This window comes from Streptomyces sp. NPDC012827 (assembly GCF_042900905.1).
GTDB lineage: Bacteria > Actinomycetota > Actinomycetes > Streptomycetales > Streptomycetaceae > Streptomyces > Streptomyces gulbargensis.
Window position 1 is genome coordinate 91,088 of sequence record NZ_JBIBBY010000004.1, and the last position, 12,088, is coordinate 103,175.

A 12,088-nucleotide genomic window follows, 5' to 3' on the forward strand; every position below is an offset into this window, starting at 1 on the left:
CCCTCCGGCGGCCCGTCCGGGGTCCCGGGGGATCCCGGGGTCCCGGAGGTCACGTCAGAGCGCCGCGGCCGCGCGCTCGGCGGCCTCGACGACGTTGACGAGGAGCTGCGCGCGGGTCATCGGGCCCACGCCGCCCGGGTTCGGGGAGATCCAGCCGGCCACCTCGGCGACACCGGGGTGCACGTCGCCCATGATCCTGCCCTCGGCGTTGCGGGAGACGCCGACGTCGAGGACGGCCGCGCCCGGCTTCACGTCCTCGGGCTTGATCAGGTGCGGCACGCCCGCCGCCGCGACGATGATGTCCGCGTTGCGCAGGTGCGCCGCGAGGTCCCGGGTGCCGGTGTGGCACTGGGTCACCGTGGCGTTCTCGGAGCGGCGGGTGAGGAGCAGCGGCATCGGGCGCCCGATGGTGACGCCGCGGCCGACGACCACGACCTCCGCGCCGTTGATCTCGACGCCGTGGGCCCGCAGCAGGGTGATGACACCGTTCGGCGTGCAGGGCAGCGGCGCGGGCTCGTTGAGGACGAGCCGGCCGAGGTTGGTCGGGTGCAGACCGTCCGCGTCCTTGGCCGGGTCCATCAGCTCCAGGATGCGGTTCTCGTCGATGCCCTTGGGGAGGGGGAGCTGGACGATGTAACCGGTGCAGGCGGGGTCCTCGTTGAGCTCCCGTACGACCGCCTCGATCTCCTCCTGGGTGGCGGTGGCGGGCAGCTGCCGCTGGATCGAGGCCAGGCCGACCTGCGCGCAGTCACGGTGCTTTCCGGCCACGTACTTCTGGCTGGCCGGGTCGTCGCCGACCAGGACCGTGCCGAGACCGGGCGTGATGCCCTTCTCCTTCAGGGCCGCCACACGGACGGTCAGATCGGACTTGATCGCGGCTGCGGTGGCCTTGCCATCGAGAATCTGGGCGCTCATGGGGCCCATCCTCCCGGATGAACCCCGCCCACTTCCAATTCGCCCACCGCCCGGCGCCCTGGCCCCGCCGCGGCAGGTTGCGCTTCCGTTGCACTTGCACAACTCCGCCGCCTGTCGACTGGACAAAAAAGCGACGTTACGACGACGATGATCCGCGCAGTGCCGCGGAAAGTGCCGGGGGGAAACCGCTCATATTGCCGTGAATGTCCTCCGCGCGGGCCGCGTACGTCCCCGCAAGAAAACCTCACGGAGGAACCCCGCGATGAGCTTCGGCGAACCGAACAACCCCTACGGCCAGCCGCCGCAGGGACAGCAGCCCGGCTACGGCTACCCCCAGCAGACCCCCCAGGGCGTCCCGCCCCAGCAGGGTTACGGCTACCCGGCCGCCCCGCCGGCCGCGCCGTACGGCGGCGGTTACCCGGGCGCGGTGATGGAGATGCCGGGCACCGTCAAGGCCGCGCGCGTGATGCTGTGGATCCTCGGCGTCATCCAGATACTCGGCAGCATCGCCATCATGGCGTTCGGCGGCTGGTTCGCCGACCGGCTCGCGGACACCTCGTCCGAGTTCAACAACACGGACGGCGCGGCCGCCGCCGTCACGGGCGTGTTCGTCGTCTTCGGCATCATCGGCCTGGCCTTCGGCATCTGGGCGATCGTCATGGCGGCGAAGACGGCCAAGGGCGGCAACGGTCTGCGCATCGCCGCGATCGTCTACGGCTCCCTCGTGACCCTCGGCTGTGTCGTCAACCTGTTCGGCGGCAACGTCTTCGCGCTGGTCGGCCTGGTCCTGGGCATCCTGGTCATCGTCTTCTTCGCGAAGTCCGACGCCTCGGCCTACTTCAACCGCAACCGGCACCAGTACTGATCCGTACCGATCCGGACAGCGGCGGGGCCGGGTCCCCCGCGTACCTCGGGTACGCGGGGGACCCGGCCCCCTGTCGTTTCCGTCGCGGGGCGGCCGGTCAGCCCCGCCTGAGCACCACGAAGCCCTCCGAGCGGTGCACGACCGCGTACCGCGCCTCCGGATGCAGTTGCGAAGCCAGTGCCACCGGGTCGGAGACCGGCTGTGACCAGCCCCGCAGGTCCAGGGCGAGGTAGTCGGGCGTGGCGCCCTTGGACGTACCCACCCAGTAGACGCGGTGGTCCGCCGTGAGGTGGGCGAGGAGGGGGACGTCGGCCTCCACGCTCGCCCCTTCCGGCACCGCCGCCACCGCGGCCCGCGCCTGGGCGACCCGGGCGTCCGTACGGTACGTCTCGGAGCGCAGCAGCTCCCGCAGCGGCAGGTCCGCGGCCAGCACGAGCGCGGCCGCCGTGGCCACCGGGACGACGACCTTCCCGTACGAGACGAGCCAGGCGCGCGGCGAGGTGCGGACCGCGCGGGCGGCGTCCACGAGGGCCAGGAAGACGATCGGCATGAGGATGGCGCTGTAGTGCCAGTGCATGCCCCAGTGGTTGGCGTCCTGGGAGAGGAAGCGCCAGCCGAGGGTGGGCAGGACGAGCAGGATCAGCGGGGAGCGCAGGGCGAGGAAACCGGTGATCCCGAGCAGGAAGACGAGCATCTCCCAGCGCTCGCCGGAGGTCAGCGCGTCCACGACGACCTGCCCGAAGGAGGTCTCCGTGCCCTGCCCGGTCTTCTCGATCTTCGCCCAGTAGTCGTACTGTCCGGCCCGGCTCGCCGCCGGGATCAGGACGAGGACGGTCAGCGCGAAGGCCGCCGCGCCGAAGGCCGCCACGGCCGCCCCGAGCCGCTTGTGGCCCTTCACGAAGAGGACGACGCCGACCATGGAGACGGTCAGGCCCATGTCCTCCTTGACGAGGACGAGGGGCAGCGACCAGGCGACGGCCGCGGTCCACCGCCCCAGGATGAGGGCGCGGCAGGTGAGGGCCAGCATCGGGACCGCGAAGGCGATCTCGTGGAAGTCGGACTTGACCGCCTCCTGCAGGCCCCAGGAGAGCCCGTAGGCGACGGTGAGGGCGAGGCCGGCGGTCCGGCTGCCGAGGACCTGCTGCGCGGTGCGGCCCACGACGACGGCGGAGGCGGCGAACAGCGCGGCCTGCGCGAAGAGGAGCGAGACCGGCGAGGGCCAGACCCAGTACAGCGGCGCGAGGAGCGCCGTCACCGGACTGAAGTGGTCGCCGAGTATGTGGAAGCCGGGGCCCTTGATGTCGACGACCGGGGCGCGGAACTCGGCGTAGGCGCGGACGGACTGCCCGAAGATGCCGAGGTCCCAGGAGGGGGTGCGGAAGTGGCTGTACTGCACCCAGGAGTAGAGGAAGTACAGGCCGCAGAGCACGGCGGCGACGATCAGGTACGGGCGGAGCGGCGCCGGGGACGGCTCCGCGTCCGGGGGGCGCGCGTCGGCGGTGTCCGCAGCGGGCCTGTTCAGTACGTCCAACACCACGTCCCCCAGTACCGGCGGCCGACGAAAGAGCATCCCATTAGACCAGAATCCGCCTGCCGGGCCGTTCCGGCCCGGTGGGGCCCTCCCGGGTCGGGAGGGCCCCACGGCCGGCGCGCGGTCGTCCGGCCCGCGGCCGGTGGGCGCTCAGTGGAAGAAGTGGCGGGCGCCGGTGAAGTACATGGTCACCCCGGCCTTCTTCGCGGCCTCGACGACCAGCTCGTCACGGACCGAGCCGCCGGGCTGCACGACCGCCTTCACACCGGCGGCGGTGAGGATCTCCAGGCCGTCGGGGAAGGGGAAGAAGGCGTCGGAGGCGGCGTACGAGCCGCGCGCCCGCTCCTCACCCGCCCGCTCGACCGCGAGCTTCGCCGAGTCGACGCGGTTGACCTGCCCCATGCCGACGCCGACCGAGGCGCCGTCCTTGGCGAGCAGGATCGCGTTGGACTTCACCGCGCGGCAGGCCTTCCAGGCGAAGGCGAGCTCGGCCAGCTCGTCGGCGGAGAGCGCGTCTCCGGTGGCGAGGGTCCAGTGGGCCGGGTCGTCGCCCTCGGCCTGGAGGCGGTCGGTCACCTGGAGGAGCGCGCCGCCGTCGATCGGCTTGACCTCGACCGGGTTGGCCGGGGCGCCCTCGGCCCGCAGCACGCGGATGTTCTTCTTCTTGGCGAGGATCTCGACGGCGCCGTCCTCGTAGCCGGGGGCGACGATGACCTCGGTGAAGATCTCGGCCACCTGCTCGGCCATCTCGACCGAGACGGGACGGTTGACGGCGATGACGCCGCCGAAGGCGGACAGCGGGTCGCAGGCGTGGGCCTTGCGGTGGGCCTCGGCGACGTCGGCGCCGATCGCGATGCCGCACGGGTTCGCGTGCTTGATGATCGCGACACAGGGCTCGGCGTGGTCGTACGCGGCCCGGCGCGCGGCGTCGGTGTCCGTGAAGTTGTTGTACGACATCTCCTTGCCGTGCAGCTGCTCGGCCTCGGCGAGGCCGCCCGTGCCGTCGACGTAGAGCGCGGCGCCCTGGTGCGGGTTCTCGCCGTAGCGCAGGACGTTCTTCCGGACGAAGGTGGCGCCCAGGAAGTCGGGGAAGCCCGAGTCGTCGGCGGCGCCCTCGGTGTAACCGCCGTTGGACTCCGTGTCGGCGAACCAGGAGGCGACGGCGACGTCGTAGGCGGCCGTGTGCTGGAAGGCCTCGGCGGCGAGCCGCTTGCGGGCGGTCAGGTCGAAGCCGCCCGTCCGGACGGCGGCGAGGACGTCGCCGTACCGCTCGGGGCTGGTGACGATGGCCACCGACGGGTGGTTCTTGGCGGCGGCGCGGACCATCGACGGGCCGCCGATGTCGATCTGCTCCACGCACTCGTCCGGGGTGGCGCCGGAGGCGACCGTCTCACGGAACGGGTAGAGGTTCACGACGACCAGGTCGAAGGGCTCGACGCCGAGCTCGGCGAGCTGCTCGCGGTGCGACTCCAGGCGCAGGTCGGCGAGGATGCCGGCGTGCACGCGCGGGTGGAGGGTCTTGACGCGGCCGTCGAGGCACTCGGGGAAACCGGTGAGCTCCTCGACCTTGGTGACCGGGACGCCGGCGGCGGCGATCCTCCCGGCGGTGGAACCCGTGGAGACGAGCTCGACACCGGCCTCGTGCAGGCCCCGGGCCAGCTCCTCCAGCCCCGTCTTGTCGTAGACGCTGACCAGCGCGCGGCGGATGGGCTTAACGGTGTCCGTGTTCACCGACATGAACCTTTCGTCCCTCAATGCGGTAGCCGTGCCGGGCGAGACGCCCCACGACGTCGACGAGCAGCGAGCGCTCGACTTCCTTGATGCGCTCGTGGAGAGCGGCTTCATCGTCCTCGTCCCGCACCTCGACCACGCCCTGGGCGATGATCGGGCCGGTGTCGACACCGTCGTCGACGAAGTGGACGGTGCATCCGGTGACCTTCGCCCCGTAGGCGAGGGCGTCACGCACCCCGTGGGCACCGGGAAAACTGGGGAGCAGGGCCGGGTGCGTGTTGACGAACCGGCCGCCGAAGCGGGCGAGGAACTCCTTGCCGACGATCTTCATGAAGCCGGCCGAGACGACGAGGTCCGGCTCGTACGCGGCGGTGGCCTCGGCCAGGGCGTGGTCCCACTCCTCGCGGGTCGCGTGGTCCCTCACCCGGCAGACGAAGGTGGGCAGCCCGGCGCGCTCGGCCCGCTCCAGACCGGCGATGGAGTCGCGGTCGGCGCCCACGGCGACGACCTCCGCGCCGTACCCCTCGGGGTCGGCGGCGATGGCGTCGAGCAGGGCCTGGAGGTTCGTGCCGGAGCCGGAGACCAGGACGACGAGACGGGCGGCAGCCACAGGAGACACTCTTTCCGTGGTGTTTGTGCGGTCGTACGAACGAATCGTGCCCCTCGATACGGGGAACCCTACGAATGGCTCGACCGTCAGCAACGATACCGGCACACCGGACGGCCCCCACGGGACGGGGGCGGAGCAGGGCGGTAGCGTCAGGGTCCACGCCAGCAGTCAGGCGGGCCGACCGCGGGTGCGGCCGCGGTCACGACGACGGTCACGACGACAGAGGGAAGACGTCCAGCACATGCCGGATCGCCAGTCCACGAACGACAACAACCCGTTCGCGCCGCCGCCCGAGGGCCGGCCGGATCAGCCGTGGCAGCCGCGGCGACCGGAGGGCTCGGGCGACGACGCGTCCGGGGCCTCGGGGTCGTCGGACGCGCAGGGCCCGCAGGGCCCCCAGGGCTCGGCCGACGGGCGCTGGAGCCCGCGTCAGCCGGGCCGTTCGACGGACGGCTTCGGCCGGAGGCCGGACCGCCAGGGCGGCGGTGGGCAGGGCCAGGAGCCGGGGCGGCCGGCCCTGCGCTGGGACCCCACGGACCCGGCCCAGCGGCGTGCGCGGTACGCGGTTCTCGCGGGCATGTGGGCCTTCTTCTTCGCGATCTTCGACATCCGGGAACTGGCGCTGCTGCTCGGCGCGCTCGGGGTCTACTGGGCGGTCAGCGCGCTGCGCGCGAAGCCGGCGAAGCCCGCGGCGCCCGCGGCGCCGGAGGCGGAGGTGTCGCCGACGTCACAGCCCCCGTCCCCGCCCTCGGGACCGGCCGCCCCCGCGACGCCGCTCCGCTCCCTGCGCACGGCGGCGATCAGCGGCCTGGTGGCCGCGAGCGTCGCCCTGATGATCGTCGCGGTCGGCTTCACCATGCAGCTCGTCTACCGCGACTTCTACGAGTGCCGCGACGACGCCCTGACCCACGCGGGCCGGCTCTCCTGCAACAACCACCTCCCGAAGCCCCTCCGCGACGGCTTCGGCGTCCGCGAGTAACCCCGCGGGGCGGGCCCGGGCCGCCCCGCGACACGACGCCCGGGGGCGGAGACGCCCGCCGGGACGCCGCCACGCCCGGCGCCGTCGGTGGGCATACGTCCGCCAAGGGCGGAACGGGTGGGCACCACACCCCCGGGACGGCGCCCGTCCCCCCGGAGCCCCCGTCCCACCGGGACCGCGCCCCGTCCGCTACGCCGGCGTCCCGTCCCCCGGCGCCGGACCCGCGCCAGGTCCGGGTCCTTCGCCCAGGCCGGGGGCAGGGGCGGGGTCGGGTGCCGGGGATTCCCAGGCCGCCGGCAGGAAGTCGTACGGCTCGTAGCCCGCGTCGTCCGGCCCACCCAGTGCGCCGTCCAGCTCGTCGAGGTCCTCGAAGCCCGTGGACACCCCGGCGACCGGTGCCACCACGGGTACGGCCGGTACGGCCGGCGGGGCGGGCACGACCGGCCCCGGCCCCGCATCCCGCAGGCCCCGCCGCCCCCAGGCCCGTACCCCGCACGCCACCGGCACCCCGACGACCGCGCCCCACAGCACCGCCGCCGCTCCCGTCTGCCACCCCACGGGGCCGAAGTCGGCGAGGCGGCCGGAGCCGATCGGGCCCCCGGAGGCGGCGGCGAGGACGGTCAGCGCCGTGCCCGTGACCCAGGCCGCGCCGAGGGCCGTCAGGACGGTCTCGCGGGCCGCCCGCTCCCGCCCGGCCCGGCCGGCGTACCAGCCCTGGACCGCCGCCGCGGCGAACGGCACCGCGGCGGCGGACCAGTGCGGCCACGTCCCGCGCGCGTCCGCCGGCAGGGCCGCGAGGAGCGGGAAGGGCGGCAGGGCGGGGTCCCCGGCGAGCCCGAGGGGCGTGGCGAGGGCGCCCGTGCCGAGCGCGAAGCCGGGCCCGAGCCCGTACGCCGCACCCCACACCGCCGCGTTCGGCAGCAGCGCCAGGACGAGCAGCAGCACCGCCGCCCGGCCCGACCACTCGCCCGCGAGGGCGAGGTACGCGGCGCGGGCCGCGCCCGCGTGCCAGACCAGGGACACGCCCACGAGCACCGCCCCGCCGCCGAGGAGGGTGGTGAGCCCGAGCCCGGCGGCCCGCAGGGCGTCCGCCGCCTCACGCCGCCCGGGCAGGGGGCGGCCGAGCGCCGTCCAGGCACCCGCGCCCGCCGCGGCCACGACGACGGCCGGCAGCCACAGTCCGGCCGCGACCAGGTCGGCCGGCAGCGGCCCGCTGGCGCTGTAGACCACGACGGCGGCGCCGACGAGGAGGTAGCCGCCGCTGACGGCGCCCACCGCGCCGCCGGGGGTGGGGCGGGGCCGGGTCGGGTCGGCCGGGTCCAGGGTGTCGCGAGCGGTCCGGTGGACCAGCCAGGCGGGAAGGGCGACGAGGAGCAGCGGAACGGTGCCGAGAGGGGCGGGCAGGCCGGACAGCGTGTCCGTACGGATCAGCTCGACGCCGTGGGCGAGCAGCCACAGACCGGCGGCGACGTGGAACGCGCCGCCGGCTCCGCTGTCGGGGAAGGGGGAGCTGATCCAGGCCGCGATCACGAGGACGGCGAGGGCGCCGAGGCCGAGGCCCGCGGCGACGGCGCCACGGACGCAGGCGGTGGCGAACGCGGTGGAACGGCCGCCCTGGACCAGGGGGTGCTCGGTCACGTGGGTCACGGGGGCCATGCTGCCAACGACACGCGCTTTTGCGGCGTAACAGGCAAACATCGGTTGTGTCGCTCAATATACGTTTATGTACTTTTCCGCCCAGAGGAGCTCTGCGGGAGGTCGACGCCGATGAGCCGGAGCACCACCGAGTCCGCATCCGCCGTCAGTCTTCCGACCCCCAAGGAGCGGCGCCGGCTCCGTGAGGCCCTCGCACTGAGCGAGGAGCAGGTCGCCGAAGCCGTGGGCGTCACCAAGGCCACGGTGAAGGCGTGGGAGACCGGGCGTTCCGCACCGCGGGGCCGCAAGCGCGAGGCGTACGCGAAACTGCTCGCCACGGCGGAGCACGCGGACCTCCCGGCCGACCTCCCGGCCGACGGCGCGTCCGTCGCGGAGACGTCCGCCGACGGCGCCCCGCCCCCGAGCACACCCACGCCCGCCGCCGGCGTCCGGCCCCGGGCCACCGCCAAGCGGGCCGCCAAGCCGCCGAAGGCCCCCTCGCCCTCCCCCGCCATCGCCCAGGGACCGGCCCGCCGGCCCGGCGCCTGGCGGCCCCAGGAGCAGGAGCGCCTGAAACGCACCGCCGCCCCGGCGGAACCCGGCGAGCGCGCCACCGAGCCCGTACCCGAGGTCCCCGGACCGGACGGAGCACCGCGGTCCGCACCGGCGACGGCCCCCGCCCTCACACCCGAGGAGGCCTTCGACGCGCTGTACGCCTACGCCGCGCCCGGCCTCGTCCACCAGGCCTATCTGCTCACCGGGCGGCGGGAACTGTCCCGCGAGGCCGTCGAGCACGCCTTCCGCCAGGCCTGGGAGCGGTGGCCCGAGGTGGCCGTCGACGCCGACCCGGTCGGCTGGGTGCGGGCGGCGGCCCACGAGTACGCGCTCTCCCCCTGGCACCGGCTGCGCCGCGCCCACAAGCACCCCGACGCCCCGCCGACCGAGGCGAGGCGGCGGGCCCTGCTCGCGGCGCTGCTGGAGCTGCCGCCGCCGTACCGCCGGACCGTCCTGCTCTACGACGGGCTCGGCCTCGACCTGCCGGACACGGCGGCCGAGACCGAGGCGAGCACCCCGGCCGCCGCCAACCGGCTGCTGCACGCCCGCGCCGTCATCGCCGACCGGGTGCCGGAGCTGGCCGAACCGGAGGCGCTGCAGGAACGCCTGGGCACCCTGGTCGCGGAGGCGCCGACGGCGACCCTCCCGGCGGCCCGCGCGGTCCGCACGGGCGGCGAACGGCGGATCCGGCGCTGGACGCGGGCGGTGATCGGGATGACGGCGGTGCTCATCGGCGTCACGGCCGTCACCGCGGCGACCGCGCCGACCCGGTACATCCCCGTCAACGCGCCCGGCCAGTCCGTCGGAGGGGTGCCGCTGCGGGGCGGCCCGCAGCAGCTGGACGCGGAGGACGTCGTGCTGCGCGACATGCTCAGGTCCCAGCCGCATCCGGGTCCCGAGCGGCTCGTCCCGTACGCCGGGTAGACCACGGTTCGTCCCGTGGGCCGAGTGGCCTCGCGCCCCACGTGCGAGAGGGCCCCGCCCCCACCCGTCTCCGGGTGGGCGCGGGGCCCTCTCACTGTGCGGCGGTGGAAGCTCAGCCGGCGAGAATCGCGCGCGCCAGCTTGGCCGTCTCGGTCGGGGTCTTGCCGACCTTGACGCCCGCGGCCTCCAGGGCCTCCTTCTTCGCCTGGGCGGTGCCGGAGGAGCCGGAGACGATGGCGCCGGCGTGGCCCATGGTCTTGCCCTCGGGCGCGGTGAAGCCCGCGACGTAGCCGACGACCGGCTTGGTGACGTTGGCCTTGATGAAGTCGGCCGCACGCTCCTCGGCGTCGCCGCCGATCTCACCGATCATGACGATCAGGTCGGTGTCCGGGTCGGCCTCGAAGGCCGCCAGGGCGTCGATGTGCGTGGTGCCGATGACCGGGTCGCCACCGATGCCGACGGCGGACGAGAAGCCGATGTCACGGAGCTCGTACATCATCTGGTACGTCAGCGTGCCGGACTTCGAGACCAGGCCGATGCGGCCCGGCTTCGTGATGTCGCCCGGGATGATGCCGGCGTTGGACTGGCCCGGGGTGATGAGACCGGGGCAGTTCGGGCCGATGATCCGGGTCTTGTTGCCCTTCTCCACGGCGTACGCGTAGAACGCGGCGGAGTCGTGGACCGCGATGCCCTCGGTGATGACGACGGCGAGCGGGATCTCGGCGTCGATCGCCTCGACGACGGCGGCCTTGGCGAAGGCCGGCGGCACGAAGAGGACGGACACGTTGGCGCCGGTCTCCTTCATGGCCTCGGCGACGGACCCGAAGACCGGGACCTCCGTGCCGTCGAAGTCGACCTTGGTGCCGGCCTTGCGCGGGTTCACGCCGCCGACGATGTTGGTCCCGTCACCGAGCATGAGCTTGGTGTGCTTCATGCCCGTGGCACCGGTCATGCCCTGGACGATGACCTTGCTGTCCTTGTTGAGGAAGATAGCCATGGCTGTGGTTTCCCCTGTCCCTTACTTCGCAGCCGCGAGCTCGGCGGCCTTGTCGGCCGCGCCGTCCATGGTGTCCACGCGCTGCACGAGCGGGTGGTTGGCGTCGGACAGGATCTTGCGACCCAGCTCCGCGTTGTTGCCGTCGAGGCGCACGACCAGCGGCTTGGTGACCTCCTCGCCCTTGGAGGCGAGGAGCTCCAGGGCCTGGACGATGCCGTTGGCGACCTCGTCACAGGCGGTGATGCCACCGAAGACGTTGACGAAGACGGACTTGACGTCCGGGTCGCCCAGGATGATCTCCAGGCCGTTCGCCATGACCTCGGCGGAGGCGCCGCCACCGATGTCGAGGAAGTTGGCCGGCTTCACGCCGCCGTGGTTCTCACCGGCGTACGCGACGACGTCCAGGGTCGACATGACCAGGCCGGCGCCGTTGCCGATGATGCCGACCTCGCCGTCGAGCTTGACGTAGTTGAGGCCCTTGGCCTTGGCGGCAGCCTCGAGCGGGTTGGCTGCGGCCTTGTCCTCGAGCGCCTCGTGCTCCGGCTGGCGGAAGTCGGCGTTGGCGTCCAGGGACACCTTGCCGTCGAGGGCGATGATGTCGCCGGAGGCGACCTTGGCCAGCGGGTTGACCTCGACGAGGAGCGCGTCCTCGGCGACGAAGGTCTTCCAGAGGGTCACGAGGACCTCGGCGACCTTCTCGGCGACGTCGGCCGGGAACTTGGCCTGGGCGACGATCTCGCGGGCCTTCTCGATGTCGACGCCGTTGTTGGCGTCCACCGGGACCTTGGCGAGCTTCTCGGGGGTCGTCGCGGCGACCTCCTCGATGTCCATGCCACCGGCGACCGAGGCCATGGCCAGGAAGGTGCGGTTGGTGCGGTCGAGGAGGTACGAGACGTAGTACTCCTCGAGGATTTCCGGAGCGGTCTCCGCGATCATCACCTTGTGGACCGTGTGGCCCTTGATGTCCATCCCGAGGATGTCCGTCGCGCGGGCGACGGCCTCGTCCGGGGTGGCGGCCAGCTTGACGCCACCGGCCTTGCCGCGGCCGCCGACCTTCACCTGCGCCTTGACGACCGACTTGCCGCCAAGACGCTCGGTGGCCTCGCGCGCCGCCTCAGGCGTGTCGATGACTTCACCGGCCAGCACCGGTACACCGTGCTTGGCGAAGAGGTCCCTCGCCTGGTACTCGAACAGGTCCACGCGCGTCCGTCCCTTTTCTGATGATCGCGGTTCGTTGTCTGCGTGGGCGTGCCGCGAAGGGCAACGTGACTGCGCTGTCACAAGGGAGGCGTGCACGGAGTCCGTGGACGCGGCATGTCCGTCTCGCAGGTTATCCCCGTGGGACG

At 73.4% G+C, this 12,088-nt stretch carries 10 protein-coding genes; 3 read left to right on the top strand and 7 right to left on the bottom strand.

Annotated elements, in window-relative coordinates:
- Positions 1–54: 54 nt before the first annotated feature.
- Complete coding sequence (locus ACFY60_RS09805) at positions 55–915, bottom strand: bifunctional methylenetetrahydrofolate dehydrogenase/methenyltetrahydrofolate cyclohydrolase (protein WP_388610887.1); 861 nt, start codon at positions 913–915, stop codon at positions 55–57.
- 262 nt (positions 916–1,177) lie between these two features.
- Between ACFY60_RS09805 and ACFY60_RS09810 the strand changes: the two genes are divergently transcribed.
- Entirely contained in the window at positions 1,178–1,780 is a 603-nt protein-coding gene (locus tag ACFY60_RS09810; RefSeq protein WP_388610885.1) for a hypothetical protein, read from the top strand.
- Positions 1,781–1,877: 97 nt separating this feature from the next.
- On the opposite strand, the gene ACFY60_RS09815 is transcribed toward ACFY60_RS09810, so the two are convergent.
- From ACFY60_RS09815 to purN, 3 genes are all read right to left on the bottom strand, one after another.
- Positions 1,878–3,350: a DUF2079 domain-containing protein gene (locus tag ACFY60_RS09815; protein WP_388610883.1), complete on the bottom strand. Its 1,473-nt coding sequence runs from the start codon at positions 3,348–3,350 to the stop codon at positions 1,878–1,880.
- A 111-nt stretch (positions 3,351–3,461) separates the two neighbouring features.
- Entirely contained in the window at positions 3,462–5,048 is a 1,587-nt protein-coding gene (gene purH, locus ACFY60_RS09820) for a bifunctional phosphoribosylaminoimidazolecarboxamide formyltransferase/IMP cyclohydrolase (RefSeq protein ID WP_388610881.1), read from the bottom strand.
- Complete coding sequence (gene purN, locus ACFY60_RS09825) at positions 5,023–5,652, bottom strand: phosphoribosylglycinamide formyltransferase (RefSeq protein ID WP_309050370.1); 630 nt, start codon at positions 5,650–5,652, stop codon at positions 5,023–5,025. The genes purH and purN overlap by 26 nt, the downstream gene beginning before the upstream one ends.
- A 241-nt stretch (positions 5,653–5,893) precedes the next feature.
- On the opposite strand from purN, the gene ACFY60_RS09830 reads away from it, so the two are divergent.
- Positions 5,894–6,631, top strand: a complete 738-nt coding sequence (locus ACFY60_RS09830) for a hypothetical protein (protein WP_388610879.1) — start codon at positions 5,894–5,896, stop codon at positions 6,629–6,631.
- Between the two features lie 189 nt (positions 6,632–6,820).
- On the opposite strand, the gene ACFY60_RS09835 is transcribed toward ACFY60_RS09830, so the two are convergent.
- Positions 6,821–8,278 (bottom strand): DUF6350 family protein, encoded by a 1,458-nt coding sequence (locus ACFY60_RS09835; protein WP_388610877.1) that lies wholly within the window; start codon positions 8,276–8,278, stop codon positions 6,821–6,823.
- Between the two features lie 120 nt (positions 8,279–8,398).
- Here ACFY60_RS09835 and ACFY60_RS09840 point away from each other — a divergent pair, with 120 nt between their 5' ends.
- Positions 8,399–9,745 (top strand): sigma factor-like helix-turn-helix DNA-binding protein, encoded by a 1,347-nt coding sequence (locus ACFY60_RS09840; RefSeq protein ID WP_388610876.1) that lies wholly within the window; start codon positions 8,399–8,401, stop codon positions 9,743–9,745.
- Positions 9,746–9,857: 112 nt separating this feature from the next.
- Here the strand turns inward: ACFY60_RS09840 and sucD are convergent, their stop codons facing one another.
- Both sucD and sucC read right to left on the bottom strand, forming a co-directional pair.
- Positions 9,858–10,742 (bottom strand): succinate--CoA ligase subunit alpha, encoded by an 885-nt coding sequence (gene sucD, locus ACFY60_RS09845; protein ID WP_309050366.1) that lies wholly within the window; start codon positions 10,740–10,742, stop codon positions 9,858–9,860.
- Between the two features lie 21 nt (positions 10,743–10,763).
- Entirely contained in the window at positions 10,764–11,942 is a 1,179-nt protein-coding gene (gene sucC / locus ACFY60_RS09850) for an ADP-forming succinate--CoA ligase subunit beta (protein ID WP_309050365.1), read from the bottom strand.
- Positions 11,943–12,088: the final 146 nt, after the last annotated feature.